Raw genomic sequence first — 18051 nt, forward strand, 5'->3', positions numbered from 1 at the left:
TTCATCCCCCTTAACAAACTTTAACCTCTTATAATTTTTACAATTCATTAATATTTAAGATATTTGCGCATTGTTTTAAAAATAAAGAATGAAAAAAATCTTTGTACTATCATTGATATCAGTTGGATATTTCCTTAACGCGCAGAATCTGAGTAACTCACCTTATGCAACTTACGGAATCGGAGATGTAAAATATGATAATACGATCGAAACTACCTCAATGGGAGGTATATCTACCGCTTTTATAAGTGATTTTACAAGTAATTTCAATTTTGCAAACCCTGCAAACAATGCTAATTTCGAGCTTACAAGTATTAAGCTGGAAGCTACCAACGAAAACAATTACTTTAAAACAAACTATAATAATACGAAGTCTACGAAGCACTCTACGTATTTATCCAATATTTCAATCGCTTTTCCTCTGTCTCCAAAGCTGAAGATGGGGATTTCTTATCAGCCGTACAGCTCAAAAAGCTATGAAATTATCCACAGAGACACACTTTCTGCAGGTAATATCAGAGCCAACAGATTTAAAGGAAGCGGTACACTGAATACGGTACAGATGGCTTTAGGATATAAAGTGAACGATAAACTTGCTGTGGGAGCAAGAGCGAATTATTATTTCGGGAATCTTTATGACCTGAATGAACTGGCTTATTCTAACGCCGAGTTAATTAACGGATACGAAACGAGAAACAGCATCCACAATTTCAACTTTACTTTAGGAGCAAGCTACCAGAAACTGAATACAAGTACAGACAGAAAACTTACGATCGGAGCTACTACTACTTTCGGAAATACGAGTAATATGACGACCGATTATGTGAACAGTACGTATTTCTATTCTGATGCCGGTGCCACTGTAAAAAGTAACGAAAGCATTATCGACCAGAAAAATACAAAATCTAAAAACCTTTTACCTTTACAGGCTTCTTTAGGGGTAGGTTATGGAGAAGAAAACAAATGGTTCCTTTCTCTTCAGGGAGATTATAAAAAGGGGGAAAACATTAATTATTTCGGAAACACGCTTGATCTTCAGGACTCTTACAGAATTTCAGCCGGAGGTTGGTATTTGCCGAATTATAACAATTTCAGAAGTTATTTTTCAAGAATCGTTTACAGATACGGAGCATTTTATGAGAAAGGAAGTCTTCAGATCGCAGGACAGAACATCAATAAGGTCGGAGTTTCTGCAGGAGTTCTTCTACCGTTCAAAAACAGCAGTATAACGAGAATGAGCGGTCTTGAACTAGGTCTTGAAGTAGGAAAAAGAGGAACTACTAAAAATAATCTGATTAACCAGAATTTTGTGAACCTGAGAGTTGGTTTCAATTTTGCGGATAAGTGGTTCAGAAAGACTCTATACAACTAAAATGAAGTTTTTTAGAAACATATCATATAAAAAAAATATAGCATACCTTTTTAGTTGTGCTATATTTTTTGTGATAACTTCCTGTGAAGAGGATCTTACGAAAAATAAAGGCAAACAAAGCAAAAATTTCCCTTCACAGATCATTAATAATGCAAACATCATCCAGAGAGATTCCGGGTTTGTGACGATGAGGGCAAAAGCTCCGATCATTGAAAAATATGAGCTGATCGACAGTCCTTATACGGTTGCAAGAAAGGGAATTGACATTCAGTTTTTCGACAAGAAAAAGCCTAAAATTCCCGGAACAATTAAGGCAAAATATGCTAAATTCTACGATTACAAAAAGTTTTACGAAGCGAAAGGAAACGTAAGAATTACCACCAATGAAGGCGATAAATTTGCCATGCAGAGTATTTACTGGGATCAGGTAAAGAAAAACATCTACACCAAAGATACTGTGTATGTAACGCGAAAAGACGGAAGTACGCTGATCGGCGCACACGGAATGCGTGCAAAAGATGATTTTTCCGAATATGTTTTCTTCCAGAATTCAGGAGATTTTGCGGCGCCTGAAATATCTCAAAACAAAAAATAATCAAATGGTTTTCCATGCGGTCGGATTGATGTCCGGAACAAGTTTAGACGGACTGGATATCTGTTTTGCCAGATTTGAAAAACAGGATCAATGGACATTCCAAATACTGAAAGCAGAAACCCTTCCCTACTCTAAAAACTGGGAAGAGAAGCTTAGAAATTCGATCCATCTTTCTGCGGAAGAACTGCTGGAATTGAATTCGGAATATGGTTTTTATTTAGGGAAATCTGTTAAAAACTTTATCGAAAAGCATCAGATAAAAACGGTTGATCTGATTGCTTCTCACGGTCACACGGTTTTTCATCAGCCTCAGAAAAAATTTACTTTACAGATCGGCGACGGAAGAGCAATTAAGCTCGAAACAAATTTAACAGTAATTTACGATTTCAGAAGTCAGGATGTTTTGATGGGCGGAAACGGCGCTCCGCTTGTCCCGATTGGCGATGAATTATTGTTTTCGGAATACGATGCCTGTCTGAATCTGGGTGGTTTTTCTAATGTTTCAATGAAGATTCAAAACAGAAGAATTGCCTTCGATATTGCCCCAGTCAATATTATTCTGAATAAATTAGCTCAGAAATTCAATAAAAATTTCGATGAAAACGGTGATTTAGCGAGAACAGGAAAAATTAATGAAGACTTACTGTCTAAATTAAATTCGCTGGATTTTTACAGCCAGTCTCATCCAAAATCATTGGGAATTGAATGGTGTAACAAAAATATCTTTCCGCTTTTTGAAAATATTGAGAATGCAGATGTAATGGCAACGTTTACAGAGCACGCTGCAGAACAGATTTCAAAAGTTTTCAATAATTACCAACTCAAACGAGTCCTTTTTACAGGTGGCGGAACTTATAATCAATATTTAATTGAAAAGTTAAAAGCCAAAACCAATGCTGAAATTATTATTCCTGAAAAAGAGATTATTGATTTCAAAGAGGCTTTAATCTTTGCATTCATGGGAGTTTTAAGGTACAACAATGAAATCAATGTTCTTTCTTCTGCGACGGGAAGTTTCCGTGACCACAGTTCGGGAATCATTGTTTAAAGCATAAAAAAACCTTCATTGCTGAAGGTTTCCGTTTATTTGTAAACTTCGATTTTATCGGTAAGTGTATTAATGAAATTCTGAAGAGGTTTTTCCACCATCATTTTGATAAACGGGTTGAATTTTCCTTCAAACAGCATCTGAACTTCGGTCTGGTTTTCGTTAAGAGGACTCAAAGCCGCTGTTAAAGAAAAATCTAAGCTTGAACTTGCAGACTTCAACACTGCTTTCTTATCTGTTACTTCATCAATTTTCAGAGCAATTTCCGGCATTCCCTGCAATCCGAATTTAAATCCATCTTCTCTCGTTTCAAATTTCTGAAGACCGTCCGGCATGAAATCTTTGTAATTTTCTGGCGATTTCAGGATTTCTACCAAGTCTTTAGATGATTTATTAACAATAATCTTTCGTCCTTCTAAATTCATTTTTTATTTTTGTATTTAAATTCTTAATTCTTACAAATATATGTATAAAGTTTTTGTGAACGAAAAAAAATTATTGTTGTCTAAGCAATCTGAAAACTTAGAAAAAACGCTTGGATACGAAAACGTCACAAGCCTGGAAATCGCGTTGGATCTTCTGGAAAATACATCGGTGAAAGAATTGAATGTTTTCGGCGAGAATATCGATGAAATATGGGCAGAATTTCAAAAGCTGTTCAGGATTATCGAAGCTGCGGGAGGAATTGTAAATAATCCTGAAGGTGAAATTCTTTTCATTAAAAGACTGGGAAAATGGGATCTTCCGAAAGGTAAAATGGAAAAAGGAGAATCGCGTGAAGAGTCTGCTGTACGCGAAATTGAAGAGGAAACCGGACTTGCCCATGTGGAACTGGTACAGTTTATCAACACGACCTATCATATTTATGTCGAAAGAAACGGCGATAAAGTTTTGAAATGTACACATTGGTTTGAAATGAATTTCAACGGAGAAGATACTTCAAAACCTCAGATTGAAGAAGGAATTACGGAAGTTGCATGGAAAAATACTGCACAAATTGAAAGCGAAGTTTCCCCGAGTACATTTAAAAATATTAAGTTAATTATTAACGAGTTCTGGGAGAAAAAAGCATAAACCATTTTTTTTCAATATTTTGAGACCCATTAATTTTTAGTGGGTTATTAACGTTAGAATGCTTTCAGGTATTTTTTTCAAGTCAGTTTCCGTTATCAATCGAAGATTTTTAATCTTTATCTCTTCTCTTTACCTTTTATTTAACCTTAAAATATATTCTTTTCTACATCAGTAAATTTGTTTGAAAACAAGAATTTCGATTCATTTTTCTGTAATTTTCAAATAGTACCTTAAAAATTCTTGTCTTAAAGTAAGTTTGAATTAATAAAATTCAAAATAAACTAATAATCAACATATTACACTTCGTTAATTATATTAGGTTTCAGTTCGATGGTAATATTTCAAATCAAAATTGACTTTAACCTAAATTTTTGGCTAAAGCCAATTGTTTTCTTAATCATTAAAATGGAAAGCCCTTTCTTATTGAATATTATTGTGTTGTTTTTACATCGAACTTACTTTTATCTTACTATTTTCCATTAATAGCAAAAAAATCCAAAAAATGTAAAAAAATTCTATATTTTGGAATTTTTAAAATAAGAGATAATATATAAAGCGTTTAAAATCAATACTTTAAACAACAAAGCATATCTATTGATTATTAGTTAATATCTAAATAATCATCAGATATGAAAAATTCATTTTTTATTTATTGTTTCTCAGGATTACTGATCGTTTCATCGGAGAAAAATTAGTATCAGGATAATGTTAACTCGAAAAAAAATAATTATGAAAAAAAAGTATTCCTTTGTTGTACTATTGTTTACAGTATTATTTTTTAATGCTCAGAGTGGAAATATGGGTATAAATACACCTTCACCCACCCACACTTTAGATATTAATGGTACGTTACGCGTTAGAAAAATCACCCAGACTGGTTCCTCTCAATCTGCAAAAGATTCCATTATGGTTTTTGATACAGATGGTGTAGTAAAATATGTATCGGCAAATTCTGTTGTTGCACAGGCTTCTGCAGGAAATGCTAAAATACTAACAAATAACACTTTATCCGGTAACGGAAGTACCGGAAACGAATTGAGAATTTCCCAGCAGGGAGCAACCACCGGACAAGTATTAACATGGAATGGAACAACCTGGATTCCTCAAGCCATTGCTCCTGCAAGTACCACCAATAGCATTTCCACCAGCGGAAATACTGTTACCTCAAATGTAAACGGAGTAATTTCAACCGCTCCTGTTGTTAATTCAAATACATTAAGTTTATCGGGTTCTGTCTTAACATCAAATGTAAATGGAATTATTACAACACAAAATTTAAGTTCGTTACAAAACATAACTACCATCACGAATACACAAACTGCCGGAAAAACGATCGCGACATATACCAATGAGAACAATGTGGTTACAGATATAAAAGAAACGATAACAAATCTTAATCAAAATGCGACAACGGGTGTTATCTCTTATATAAAAGAAGATGCAACTACCGCTACGGCAAATGTGGTGAGTGCAAATGCCAATAATGTAATTTCTGTAGGAACCGATGGCGGAGCTTACAAAGAACTAAAGGTTTTTGATGCTTATGATACAGCCGCTTCACAAACTATTACCAATGTTACTTCAACTTTATCTTTAGGAACCGGGAGAACAAATATTGGCGGGATATTTACGTTAGCTTCTAATACAGTTACGGTATCAGAAGCAGGTATTTATCGGGTTAATTATTCTGTAGGAACTACTATACCCGCAGGAAGTAATGAATTCTCCAGCAGATTTTGGCTGGAAAATGGCGGAACAGAAATCGTCAATTCAAATATCATTATTCATGCTTACAATGGATCTAATAATTGTTCCGGCAGAAACTTTATTATACAATTAGCTGCAGGAAGCGCTTTGAGAATCAGAATGCAGAGAGTTGATGCAACGAATATGCAAACGATACCCAGTTGCACAGCTCTAAACATAGAAAAACTCAATTAGCAGGTTTTTCAGTGAATATCGATCGTATTATAGATAGGTAAGCTATTTCTATTCTTCGGCTGGCTCAGAATGATCCTTAGATTAAACTTTGTTAATATTGCTATCAGATTCAGCCAGTCGAAGATACCATTTAATAAAAGAAATAAGTCAAAAATGATAAATCAATGTGAATTAAAATTTCTCCTGTACCAGATTAAATTAAGGGAGAAATCATTCTTACTACATATTTAAAATGATTATTGGGAGTAAATACTAAATAAAATCAATCGCTTTCTCCAGTGAAATTCCTCTGGAAGCTTTTAACAAGATGTTTTCAGATTTTATTTTGTTTAAACCGAGATATTCTACTAACTCTGCTGTGTTTTCAAAAGATTTTGAAGAATTATTTACTGCTTTAAAATGCTTTCCAACGGTAATGATTTCGTTGAAACCCAAATCATGCGCTATTTTTAAAATATTTTGATGCTCTACCGTACTTTCTTCTCCCAATTCCAACATATCGCCTATAATAATCGTTTTTGAACCCACAAAGGTGATGAAATTGTGCAAAGAAGCAGTCATAGAACTAGGATTGGCATTATAGGTATCCAAAACCAGTGTTTTCCCTTCTTTTTTCACGATCTGGGAACGCATATTGGTGGGCGTATAATTTTCGATGGCATTTTTAATGTTCTCAAAATCAATTCCGAAGTAAAGACCTAAACTCGCCGCCGCGCAAAGGTTGGTGAAATTATATTCTCCGGTAAGCTTTGAAACTGCTTTCTGATCTTTATATTTGAGACCTACAAAGTTTTGTTCTGAAAATAATTCAAACTGATAATCTGAATTTTCTCTTCCAAAAGTAATTTTTGGTACATAATTTTCAGTTTTTTCCACCTGAATCGGATCATTTTCGTTAACAATGATCGTCTTTTTATGATCTTTAAGATAATCGTACAGCTCAGATTTTCCTTTAATTACTCCTTCGTATCCTCCGAAACCTTCCAGATGTGCCTTTCCGAAATTGGTAATATATCCGAAATCCGGCTGGGAAATGGAGCTTAAAAGAGCAATTTCCTTCTGGTGATTGGCTCCCATTTCAATGACTGCCATTTCGTGTTCCGGCTTAATGGAAAGAAGGGTTAAAGGAACTCCGATGTGATTATTAAGATTTCCGGAAGTATACTGTACATTAAATTTTTCGGAAAGAACAGCATGAATGATTTCTTTTGTAGTGGTTTTTCCATTGCTCCCGGTTAAACCGATCACAGGAATCTGCAATTGTTTTCTGTGATAAATGGCAAGCTGCTGCAAAAACTCCAGTGTAGAATGAACGAAGAAAATATTTTTTTCTTTATTTTCAAATTCCTGCTGTTCAACAATCACGGCTAAAGCGCCATTTTCAACTGCCTGTTCAGCCAATGTTGCTGCATTGAAATTTTCTCCAGAAAAAGCAAAGAAAATATCATTCTTTCCGACTTTTCGGCTGTCGATGGTAGCTTTTTCGGATTGTAAAAATAAAGGGTAAAACTGTTCTATATTCATAGTTCAAAAATAAAAAAACCTTCCAGAATTCCGGAAGGTTTTTTGAAAATTATTTTGATAAATATTATCTTCTTGTTCTACCTTTTTCGTTGGCTCTCGCATCCTGAGCTACACGGAATCCAATCCATCCGTAAGCTTTATCCTGAGACTTGTATCTTCTTTGTCCCGGATCCAACCAGTATGCTGTATCCTGCCAAGAACCTCCTTTTACCACTCTTACGTCGTTAGTAATAGCAGAAGTTCTTTCTTTTCTGTCTTTTTGCAGTACTACTCTACCCTGAGCATCTACAATAAATCTCGATTTCGGAGAATTGTACATGTCGTATGAGGTAGCAGAATCTGATGCAGTTCTGTAGTCTAAAGAAGACATTCTGTCACCATCTCTGTAGTTTCTGTAATCAGCAATTGTTTGTCTTTCATACTGACCCGGTAGGTTTCTGTATACCAATCTTCCGTCAGCTAAAGTATCGTATTTAATGCTGCTTTCGTCTACCATTTTGTAAGTTCCGTCACCGTTTCTTACGATAGCCTGCGGCATGTTTCCTCTGTAATAGTTGAAGTCACTGAAATCTTCATCGATGATAGGTCTGTAAACATCCGCAGTCCATTCTGCAACGTTTCCGTACATTCCGTAGATTCCTAAATCGTTAGAAGGGAATTGTCTTACATCTGAAGTTCTTGCAGAACCGTCATTTTTCCAACCTGCGATACCAGAGTAATCTCCTGTTCCCATTTTGAAGTTTTCAAGGAACATTCCTTTTTCTCTTCCTTTAGTACCTCTCAGTTTTTCAATTTCAGGCTTTTTGCCCATATACTGATTGTACTCTCTGTTTTTAGCCATACCTAAAGCTGCGTATTCCCACTCAACTTCTGTAGGAAGTCTGAATTTTGTTACCATTGCAGCGTTCGGAGCTCTGTTTGCAGCCAATAATCTTTGGTTAGTCGTTTTCAGACCTGTTTTCTGCTGCATTCTTTTTTCATTGATGTAACCTTGCATTTCAGGATCATTCGATTTGAATTTATCCATGTTGAATGCGGTTCCACCCTGGTTATTAGATTCGTTAATGTACAAATCTTTTGCAATGATACCAGCTTGCATTAAAGCTTTCTCGTTCGCTCTGTCTGACAACCATTCGCAGTATCTGTTTGCCTGAGTCCACGATACTCCTACTACAGGATAGTAATCGAATTCAGGAGCACGGAAATACGTCTCGTTGTAGTCATTTCTAGATAATTTGTTGTCCCACAATAAGGTATCCGGCAACGCACCGTTGTAGATTTCCTTAAAGCTTGGATCGCTTGGTGGGAATACATACTTCAACCATGTAAGGTATTCGCGGTATTCGTAGTTAGTAATTTCAGTTTCCCCGATGAAGAATGAACTTACCTGCATTCTGCGAGGCGAGTTATTCCAATCGTGCATAACATCATCTTTCACTAATCCCATTGTAAAAGTTCCACCTTCTACATATACCATTCCCGGCCAACCTTTTTGTTTTTGTTGCTTTCCTGCAAAAAACCAACCTTGTTTCTCGTTTGGTTTCCAACCTGTTTTGCTGACAAATTTTTTAGTACCGCCGCCATTATTAGATCCTCCGCAACTGGTTAATGCAAGTGTAGAACTTAATGCTATTAATGAAAACAACTTTAGTTTTTTCATAGTCGATATAAATATTTTCAAAGTACAAAGAAAAAATAAATTATTCAATAAATCAAGTAAAGAGTTGATTTTTTTGAAAAACGTTAACAAATTAATTTTATTGTATCACAATTTAATTATAAAATTTTCATTTATTTTGTAATTCAGAAATTTCAATAGTAAACATGAAACAAAAAATTTCTCTTTTATTTTTATTAAGCTTTGTATCAACACTTTGGGCTCAAAGAATCACTATCGAATGGGATGGTGCTAAAATTCGAGACTTTGGTGAGACAAAACTCAATCTCCCAAATTTTAAAAATCAGGGATTTTCATTCAGCCAAAATAACATTTTTATAACAACTAAACAACAAGTTGGCGAAAACCAGTTAAAAGTTTCTAATTCTGTCTGGGAAAATGTTTCTGCAAAGGAATTATTTTCATTAAGTAAGGATCTTATTACGGATCAGGAGATCAAAGATGTGGTTTATTATAATGCCGACGGAGCAAGATATGCAAGCGCAAACGTATCTCTTTTCAAAAATGTAAAGGGACAGATCCAGAGGCTATCGTCTTTTGAACTTTCAGAAACTAATGTTTCCAACAGTTTTGGAAATACTTTAAAACTGGGGACTACAAACAATCCTTTATCATCAGGAACTTTTTACAAAATAAGAGTTGATAAATCCGGAATATTTAAAATAACCAGACAGTTTTTGCAGGATAACGGCATCAATCCTTCTTCTGTAAATCCTAAAAACTTCAGAATTTACGGAAACGGCGGAATCATGCTTCCGGAAAACAATCAGGATGCAAGATACAGTGCGCTTCAGGAAAATGCGATTCAGGTAGTGGGAGAAGACGACGGTGTATGGAATGATAATGACTATGCTTTATTCTATGCACAGGGTCCGAACGGATACAATTTATATAATAACTCGAACGGAAACGGAATTAAAAGAACAGAATCCAGAACATATCCGAGTGAAAACCTGAAAAATATTTATGAAGATTATTCGTATTACTTCATCAATTTCGATAAAGGTCCCGGAAAAAGAGTTCAGCCGGTAGATGTTAATTTACCTGCTACTCCGCTTATCACAAGATTTGATAATTATCAGGTAATTAATGTAGACCAGAAAAACCTGATGAGAGTGGGAAGAACATGGGTGGAAGATGCTCCTTTTGTAACAGACAAAACGATTACCTTTACGACTGCTTCTCCCCTTCAGACAGGCGATGAGGTTCGCTATAAAGCACAGGTAATTGGCTATAAGTCTCAAAAAAACAAATTGCTTTATAATATCAATAATCAAAATCCGATTCCTTTTACGGTTCCTACTCCGGATCTGAGTTCAACGTATGAATTTTATCCTATGAATTATTCGGGAGTTGTATCCGGTTTAAGCGGAACTCAGATTACCATCAATATGAAACCTGATATTACCCTGAATCCGAACGGAACTTTCTACCCGGATTATTTTGAGGTACAGTATAAAGATAATTTAAGCTTCAACGGTACTCAGATGAGTTTCCGTGATTTTTCTCTGGTTACCGGAAGCAATACCACTTATGGTTTCAGTATTTCCAACGCTTCTGCGGCAGAGCAGATCTGGGACGTTACAGATATTACCAATGCCAACAGAAGAGTAAATAAAGCCGCAGGAAGTGCATCATTTAATTTTGCTTACACGGCATCTAATCTGAACTTCAATAATGAATTTGTAGCTTTCAGAGCGGATGCGGCATTCAGTCCTTCATTTGTTGGAAGAATCAACAACCAGAACATTTCAGCGTTACAGAATGTAGATTATTTAATTATCACGACTCCTGAAATGTTGGGACAGGCACAAAGAATTGCCAACTATCACCAGACCAAAAACAATTATAATGTACAGGTGGTAGATACGGAAAAAATCTATAATGAATTCGGAAGCGGCAGTAGAGATCTTACGGCGATCAGAGATTTTGTAACGAAGCTGAATACTCCACTTGGAACATTGAAATATGTATTTATTTTGGGAGATACCTCATTTGATTATAAGAACAGAATCCCGGGTAATAACAATATCGTATCCAGCTATCAGAGTGAAATTTCTCAGGACGTGATAAGATCATTCGTTACCGATGATTATATTGTGATGACAAAACCACAGACTGTAAGCTACATCGATTTTAATCTTCCGGATCTTCCTGTGGGCAGAATTCCGGCTGCCAATGCGACGGAAGCTTCCAATATGATTGATAAGACTCTAGCTTATTATAACAGTTTATCCGGTCAGTCTACGCCTTTCGGGGAGTGGAAAATGAAGCTGGATTTTGTTGTGGATGATGATAACGACGGAGGTCCCCCTTTCCATACTGTAATGAACAATTCTCTGGCAACGGTTTTTGAACAAAACAATACGACTTTAAAAGAGTATAACGTAAGAAAACTTTACCTTGATGCTTTTCAGGCGCAAAGTACAGCGGGAGGACAAAGATATCCTCAGGTAAACCAGGCGATCTCCAATGATATCGGAAACAGCCTTTATCTTTTCTATTTCGGACACGGAGGAATCAACGGATGGGCGCAGGAAAGAGTTTTAACATTATCTGAAATTCAGAATGCGAATAATTTCTCTAATGTGTACAGCAGATTTCCGTTTGTATCTACAATTACCTGCGAGTTCACACTTTGGGATGATCCTGACGTTTCTTCCGCAGGAGAACAGTTTATGAAGCTTAAACAGGGAGGTCCTGCAACAATGATTACTTCTAGCCGTGCGATCGACGTGGGTTATGGAGTAGATTTCACCAACCTTTTCACGCAAAATATCTTTAAACTTACTAACGATGATTTCGATACATTAGGATATGCCCATCTAAATGCAAAAAAACAGAGAGGAGCTTCTTCAGAACATTTAAAGGTTAATTTCTTAGGAGATCCTGCAATGAAACTGACCAGACCGAAAAGATTATTAGTCATTGACAATATTGAAACTCCGGTTCCGGGATTAATCCGAGGTCTTGATTTTGTGAAAGTAAAAGGACACATCAATAATCCGAACGGAACGGTAAATACAACGTTTAACGGAAGAGTGGTCATTAATATTTTTGATAAAAGATTAAACAAAACCACTTTGAATAACGACGGAGGATTAACGCCGGTTCTTCAGTACACCGAGGAAGGAAGTGCGATCGTAAAAGCTTCCGGAACCGCTGTAAACGGAGTTTTCACTGTAGAATTTTATGTTCCGAAAGACATCAATTACGCAGTGGGAACAGGCAGAATTTTAGGATATGCAGATAATAAATCTTCTGATGTATTCAACAACCAGCCGGTTCAGGTGGGAGATATCAATCCGAACGGAATTAATGATAACGAACCGCCAAAAGTAAAATTATATATGAACAATACCAACTTCGCAGACGGCGGTATCACAGACCAGAATCCGATGTTACTGGCGTGTGTTACAGACGATACAGGAATTAATTCTACAGGTTCTGGTATTGGTCATGATATTACAGTATATTTGGACGGACAAATTATCAATACGATTGTACTGAATGATTTTTATGCTTCAGGGGAAGGAAACGGATGTTTAAGCCCGAGTTTGGCAGATTATCAGAAAGGAAATGTAACGTATCCTTTCAGAAATCTTGCGGTGGGACAACATCAGTTAACATTTAAAGTTTGGGACATAAACAATAATTCTACAACTGCTACGTTAAATTTTGAAGTTAAGGATGAAGCAGATCAGCATTTGGTAATTAACCGACCTCTGAACTGGCCGAATCCATTTACGAACAAAACGTATGTTCAGTTTGAGCATAATTGCGACGATATTCTGGATGTAAACGTTCAGATTTATACAATTACAGGAAAATTGGTAAGAACTTTATCACAGCCTGTGGTTGCAGAACCCTTCCTACAGGGCTTTAGAACGCCACGTCAGGCAATAGAATGGGACGGAAGAGACGATTTTGGGGCAACAGTAGCAAAAGGTACGTATATTTTTAAGATATTTGCAAAAAGTCAAAATCAAGAAAAATGCAAAGGAAGTGCTACAGCTGTAGAAAAAATGGTACTTTTGAAATAAATTTAAAACGATAACAGTAATAATATTAACAAAAAACTGATAATATATAAAAGACAACATATGAATTTAACTACTAAACTGCTTTTAGGAATTGGGTTAAGTGCTGGTTTTTTAGGCTATTCTCAAGATTTAAGTCTAGTAAGACCTGTATTAACCGGAGCTCCTTTCTTAAGAATCGCACCAGATGCAAGAGCTGGAGGTATGGGAGATCAGGGTGTGGTAACCTCTCCGGATGCTTTTTCACAATTCTGGAATGCAGCGAAATATCCTTTCAGCAGATCGAGTTCTTCCGTCGGGCTAAACTACACGCCTTACATGGGAAAACTTACCAATGATGTGTTTTTATTATACGGAGCCTTCCACAAATTCTTAGGGCAGGAAGAAAGATCTACCATCTCTGCAAGTATTTATTACTTCAATATGGGAGAAGTAGACCTTACTCAGTTAGTAGGAAACGAAGTAACTTCAATGGGAACCTCAAAACCAAACGAATTTTCCATCGACGTAGCTTATGGTCTTAAACTATCCGATTCATATTCAATGGCGGTTACCGGAAGATACATCCGTTCAGACTTAGCCGGAGGATTCAACACAGATACAACGCTTAAACCGGCAAACTCTTTTGCGGTAGATGTTTCAGGATACTATACATCTCCAAGATTCTCGAGTTTAGGAGGAATGGATGGAAAAATCAATGCAGGTTTTGCTGTTCAGAACTTAGGTCCGAAGCTGGATTATACAGGAAACGAAGATTCAAGATCTTATCTTCCTACTATGGCAAGACTGGGACTTGGTTACGATATGTATCTTGATGATATGAACAGAGTGGGAATCAGCGTGGAAGGATCAAAAATCTTAGTTCCGGGTTCGGAATATGCAGGAATAGATCCGAATACGAGACAGCCGATCTATCAGGTTCCAAACGTAGGAGTAATGGCAGGAATCGGAAAATCTTTCAAAAACAAAAATTCCATCATGTATAGTGGTGCATTAGAATATTCTTATGACAATGCATTCTCTGTAAGAACAGGATATTTCCACGAAAGTGAAGAACAGGGAGCAAGACAGTTTGCAACTGCGGGTATCGGATTAAAATACCGTTCTTTCGGTCTGGACGTTTCTTACCTGATCAATATGTCTAAAATTAATACCGCTTTGGATAACACCCTTCGTTTCGGACTTACATGGAACATCGGTGATGAAACCTCAAACGTAGATAATTAAAATCTGAAACATACCATACAAAAGTCTCATAATTTATGGGACTTTTTTGTTTTTAGAACTCTACTTCTTTTTCAGGAGCTTTTTCGTGCTTTCCGCTCTTACTCCTCGCTCCTGCGCCCGCCAATCTCAATCCCTCCCCTTTCCCATTTCTGCTGTGGGGTAACCGCTACATCACGGCTAGGTTTTTGTATATGATTTCAATATTTCGGAATAATGACAAGCCTATGCTATAATACATATTGGATATATAAAGACCACCCCGTCAAAAATTCTTACGAATTTTTGCCACCCCTCCAAAGGAGGGGAATCACAAAGCTCCTATCTATGAAAAATTCACATTTAACTGACGAAGTAAAATTGACAATTCACATCTTGAGATTTTTCAAAAATTTAATAATTACCGCATAAAGTAAAACGCACAATTCACATTTAACTCTTATTTTTGTAGCATGAACTACTCTGCAGAACTCAAAAAATTCGTAACCAGTCAATATGTATATTCTGCGATCAGAATTACACTGGCTACTGTTCTGCCCTGTCTCGTTCTCGCCCACTTCGGGATTCTGAAAGAATATTTCCTATTTCCGCTCGGAACGAGCTTTGTTGCTTTAACAGATCAGCCGGGACCTTTCATCAGAAGAAGAAATGCATTAACTTTTGCCATATTCTGCTTTGTATTCGTTGCGACGATTGCAAGCCTTGTGATGAACTTTAAAATTCTGGTTTTCGCAGAAATTATAATTTTTGGAATGTTCTTTTCCCTGATCGGAGTTTACGGACAGAGATTAGCTGCCGTTGGTTCTTTATCATTGGTTGTTCTTGCGATTTTCATCGACGGACATTTAACCGGAACCAATATTTTCAAAAGTTTACTGATTTTTGCTTCAGGATGTACGTGGTTTCTGCTGATATTTCTAGTGGTAACAACGATTCAGCCTTACAAACTGGCAAGTCAGATGATTGGAGAAAATTATCTTCAATTAGCCGAATTTTTAAAAATCAAAGCCAATTATTATCAGAAAAATCCGGATTTTGATAAATTGACCACACAGGTTATTGCCAAACAGATCGGAATAAAAAACCTTCAGGAAGAAACCCGGGAAACGGTGTTCAAGACGAGAACCATCGTAAACGAATCTACCACAACAAGCCGTTTATTGATGCTGATGTTCCTGAACTCAATGGATCTTCACGAAAAACTGATGACTTCAGAAAGTGATTATCAGAAACTGCAGCAGATTTTTGACGACACCACTATTCTTGTGGATATTCATGATTATCTTAATCTGCTTGCCGAAGAAATTACCAACATCGGAATCGCCCTGCAAATCGGGACAAAAGCAAAACCAATGTTCGATCTCGATACGGAGCTGAGTAATTTAAATCATAATTATTTCGATCTCAGAAACAAAAAAATATCTCCCGAAAATTTCGAAAACTTCATGGTGCTGCGCCAGATTCTGATGCGCATTAACGAAATCACCAAAGAAATTGATGAGATTTATAAAGTTTTCTCCCAGAATGTAAAGCTTGCAAAAAGTCTGTCAACAGGTCTGGATCTTAAAAAATTCATGCCCAATGAGGAAAAACTGAATTTCAGAGTTTTAAGAAACAATATTTCACTTTCGTCATCTCATTTCAGACATGCTTTGAGAATTACGATTGCTTTATTATTGGGATACCTATTTTCATTATTCCAGTTTTTAGGAATCGGACACACCTATTGGATTTTAATCACCATTGTTGCGATCTTAAAACCCGCCTACTCCATTACCAAACAGAGAAATCTGCTCCGTTTGTACGGAACTGTTGCCGGAGCTGTAATTGCCTATGGAATTCTGCATTTCATCCACATTAACGAAGTTTTATTTACCATTCTTTTATTAAGCATGATTATGTGTTTCAGCTTTCTGAAGGGAAAATATTTCTGGGCAGTTCTGTTTATGACGATTTACATCTTTCTGAGCTTTAATTTTTTAAGTCCCGGGAAAGTCAACATCATTTTTAAAGACAGAATTGTAGATACCATTATTGCAGCCATAATTACTTCTCTGGTTGCCTACATCGTTCTTCCGGTTTGGGAGCATACCCAAAATCTGGATCTGATGAAGAAATCTGCGGAAGCCAATCTCAGTTATTTCCAAAGTGTAATTTCCAAGTTTCTGGAAGAAAAATATGATCTTGAAGATTATAAAGTAAAACGTAAAAACGCTATTATTTCGTTGGCAAATCTTTCTGACAATTTTCAGAGAATGATTTCCGATCCTAAAAATCAGCAGAAAAAACTGGAAGTAGTGCATCAGTTTGTAGCGACTTCACACCTTATCACTGCCTATACCGCTTCCCTTTCGCAATATGTAAAGGATGATGAAAAGTATCCTGAAATTGACGCCGAAAGCTGGAGCAGAAAAATAGAAGCCGAAATGCAGAAGGTTTCAATTCTTTTACATGGAGATACCATAACGGAAGAATTAAAAAAGGAAAGCCGCATAGAACCAGAAGATTCCTCTTTGGAAGATTTAATTTTAAAGCGAAAAACCGAGCTTACTGAAAACGAAGCCTATGATTTGAGAGATCCGAACAAAATTTCTCATTTAACGGAGCTAAAAAATATTCACGATGTTCTGGAACTGATCTTCGACGTTGCCAAAGAACAGCGAAAAGTGATTGAAAAATACCGGAATGAAACAGATTCTGTTGAAAAGACCAATTCTATTCTTCAACAATCGTAAAGCAGTAATCATCAAAAAATTCTACCCTTGCTTTGAATTCATCTGAGATTTTATCATCATGAACCCTACATTTGATGTGATGAAGGTATTTCAGTTCAAAAGGCTTCACTTCATAATGCTTTTTCAGCGACCAGTGTTTGGAATGATGAATTTTGTACATACTTTCTTTAACGCTCCAGATAATCGTGTAAAAAGTAACTTCATTGTCTGATGGAATAAACCCGCGTTCATTTTCGTAGGTGAATTTATCAATGACCCTTAAAATTTTAGGATTAAATTTCTCAATATCTATTCCGATTCTATTCTTTGAAATAGCGATGGCTGCAAAAGGAAATGAATGCGTAATGGATATTTCCGCATCTTTCGGAGATAAAAATGGTTCTCTTTCTTTATATAAAATCTTGGAATCAGGTTTTAGGCTTTTTAATAATTTACGCACCATTAAAACCTCCAGTAATTTTTTGGGATGATAATCTTTTACTTTATCGGCATTTTCGGGTTCCAGAAGTTCATGAATATCCAGTGTTTCATCTTCATCATATTTCCATACGAGAATTGTAGCATTATCATCAGAAAAATCGCGGTAAAGTGGCATGTATTGAATTATTTTGCTAAAATAACAATTTCTTATGAATCGTATTTTGAATTCAGGAGTATTCAAAATTATTAAATTCAGATTTATATTATCTATTATCTTAAATGTTGTTATCTAAAATGCAATAAAAATCGTTATAATATGCTTAATATCATATAATTCTTGACAGAAGTATGTTTTTTTATCTAAATTATTAATTGTAATTTTGCACATTATCAATTGAAT

At 36.0% G+C, this 18051-nt stretch carries 12 protein-coding genes; 8 read left to right on the plus strand and 4 right to left on the minus strand.

What is annotated here, in order from left to right:
* Positions 1–88: 88 nt before the first annotated feature.
* From PFY09_RS06265 to PFY09_RS06275, 3 genes are read left to right on the plus strand one after another with little or no spacing between them, the layout of a single operon-like run.
* Positions 89–1372: a hypothetical protein gene (locus tag PFY09_RS06265; RefSeq protein ID WP_076394736.1), complete on the plus strand. Its 1284-nt coding sequence runs from the start codon at positions 89–91 to the stop codon at positions 1370–1372.
* Position 1373: 1 nt separating this feature from the next.
* Complete coding sequence (gene lptC / locus PFY09_RS06270; protein ID WP_076394734.1) at positions 1374–1967, plus strand: LPS export ABC transporter periplasmic protein LptC; 594 nt, start codon at positions 1374–1376, stop codon at positions 1965–1967.
* Between the two features lie 4 nt (positions 1968–1971).
* Positions 1972–3015, plus strand: a complete 1044-nt coding sequence (locus tag PFY09_RS06275) for an anhydro-N-acetylmuramic acid kinase (RefSeq protein WP_271161834.1) — start codon at positions 1972–1974, stop codon at positions 3013–3015.
* Between the two features lie 35 nt (positions 3016–3050).
* Here PFY09_RS06275 and PFY09_RS06280 read toward each other — a convergent pair whose 3' ends face one another.
* Positions 3051–3440, minus strand: a complete 390-nt coding sequence (locus tag PFY09_RS06280) for an SRPBCC family protein (protein ID WP_271161835.1) — start codon at positions 3438–3440, stop codon at positions 3051–3053.
* A 40-nt stretch (positions 3441–3480) separates the two neighbouring features.
* Between PFY09_RS06280 and PFY09_RS06285 the strand changes: the two genes are divergently transcribed.
* Positions 3481–4089 (plus strand): NUDIX hydrolase, encoded by a 609-nt coding sequence (locus tag PFY09_RS06285; protein ID WP_076394728.1) that lies wholly within the window; start codon positions 3481–3483, stop codon positions 4087–4089.
* Positions 4090–4818: 729 nt separating this feature from the next.
* Positions 4819–6030 carry a hypothetical protein gene (locus PFY09_RS06290; RefSeq protein ID WP_271161836.1) on the plus strand — a complete coding sequence of 404 codons (1212 nt, stop codon included), beginning with the start codon at positions 4819–4821 and terminating at the stop codon, positions 6028–6030.
* A 252-nt stretch (positions 6031–6282) separates the two neighbouring features.
* Here the strand turns inward: PFY09_RS06290 and PFY09_RS06295 are convergent, their stop codons facing one another.
* Positions 6283–7554: a UDP-N-acetylmuramoyl-tripeptide--D-alanyl-D-alanine ligase gene (locus tag PFY09_RS06295; RefSeq protein ID WP_271161837.1), complete on the minus strand. Its 1272-nt coding sequence runs from the start codon at positions 7552–7554 to the stop codon at positions 6283–6285.
* Between the two features lie 64 nt (positions 7555–7618).
* A complete protein-coding gene (gene gldJ, locus PFY09_RS06300) occupies positions 7619–9214 on the minus strand; it encodes a gliding motility lipoprotein GldJ (protein WP_087711389.1) in 1596 nt (531 codons plus the stop codon).
* A 164-nt stretch (positions 9215–9378) separates the two neighbouring features.
* Between gldJ and porU the strand changes: the two genes are divergently transcribed.
* The 3 genes from porU (at position 9379) to PFY09_RS06315 (ending at position 17231) form a co-directional block, all read left to right on the plus strand.
* Positions 9379–13275: a type IX secretion system sortase PorU gene (porU, locus tag PFY09_RS06305; protein WP_271161838.1), complete on the plus strand. Its 3897-nt coding sequence runs from the start codon at positions 9379–9381 to the stop codon at positions 13273–13275.
* 60 nt (positions 13276–13335) lie between these two features.
* Positions 13336–14499 carry a type IX secretion system outer membrane channel protein PorV gene (gene porV / locus PFY09_RS06310; protein WP_076394718.1) on the plus strand — a complete coding sequence of 388 codons (1164 nt, stop codon included), beginning with the start codon at positions 13336–13338 and terminating at the stop codon, positions 14497–14499.
* 449 nt (positions 14500–14948) lie between these two features.
* The gene (locus tag PFY09_RS06315) at positions 14949–17231 is read left to right on the plus strand and encodes an FUSC family protein (protein ID WP_271161839.1); all 2283 of its coding nucleotides are present in this window, start codon (positions 14949–14951) and stop codon (positions 17229–17231) included.
* On the opposite strand, the gene PFY09_RS06320 is transcribed toward PFY09_RS06315, so the two are convergent.
* A complete protein-coding gene (locus tag PFY09_RS06320) occupies positions 17212–17826 on the minus strand; it encodes a 4'-phosphopantetheinyl transferase family protein (protein WP_256041229.1) in 615 nt (204 codons plus the stop codon). The genes PFY09_RS06315 and PFY09_RS06320 overlap by 20 nt on opposite strands.
* Between the last annotated feature and the right edge of the window lie 225 nt (positions 17827–18051).

The sequence above is a fragment of the Chryseobacterium gambrini genome (genome assembly GCF_027920505.1).
Taxonomy (GTDB): domain Bacteria; phylum Bacteroidota; class Bacteroidia; order Flavobacteriales; family Weeksellaceae; genus Chryseobacterium; species Chryseobacterium gambrini.

What these genes read in the sequence shown, in the direction of transcription:
- PFY09_RS06280 (WP_271161835.1), bottom strand. Translation starts at nt 3,440, where the DNA reads ATGAATTTAGAAGGACGAAAGATTATTGTTAATAAATCATCTAAAGAC.
- porU (WP_271161838.1), top strand. Translation starts at nt 9,379, where the DNA reads ATGAAACAAAAAATTTCTCTTTTATTTTTATTAAGCTTTGTATCAACA.
- PFY09_RS06265 (WP_076394736.1), top strand. Translation starts at nt 89, where the DNA reads ATGAAAAAAATCTTTGTACTATCATTGATATCAGTTGGATATTTCCTT.
- lptC (WP_076394734.1), top strand. Translation starts at nt 1,374, where the DNA reads ATGAAGTTTTTTAGAAACATATCATATAAAAAAAATATAGCATACCTT.
- gldJ (WP_087711389.1), bottom strand. Translation starts at nt 9,214, where the DNA reads ATGAAAAAACTAAAGTTGTTTTCATTAATAGCATTAAGTTCTACACTT.
- PFY09_RS06315 (WP_271161839.1), top strand. Translation starts at nt 14,949, where the DNA reads ATGAACTACTCTGCAGAACTCAAAAAATTCGTAACCAGTCAATATGTA.
- porV (WP_076394718.1), top strand. Translation starts at nt 13,336, where the DNA reads ATGAATTTAACTACTAAACTGCTTTTAGGAATTGGGTTAAGTGCTGGT.
- PFY09_RS06295 (WP_271161837.1), bottom strand. Translation starts at nt 7,554, where the DNA reads ATGAATATAGAACAGTTTTACCCTTTATTTTTACAATCCGAAAAAGCT.
- PFY09_RS06275 (WP_271161834.1), top strand. Translation starts at nt 1,972, where the DNA reads ATGGTTTTCCATGCGGTCGGATTGATGTCCGGAACAAGTTTAGACGGA.
- PFY09_RS06320 (WP_256041229.1), bottom strand. Translation starts at nt 17,826, where the DNA reads ATGCCACTTTACCGCGATTTTTCTGATGATAATGCTACAATTCTCGTA.
- PFY09_RS06290 (WP_271161836.1), top strand. Translation starts at nt 4,819, where the DNA reads ATGAAAAAAAAGTATTCCTTTGTTGTACTATTGTTTACAGTATTATTT.
- PFY09_RS06285 (WP_076394728.1), top strand. Translation starts at nt 3,481, where the DNA reads ATGTATAAAGTTTTTGTGAACGAAAAAAAATTATTGTTGTCTAAGCAA.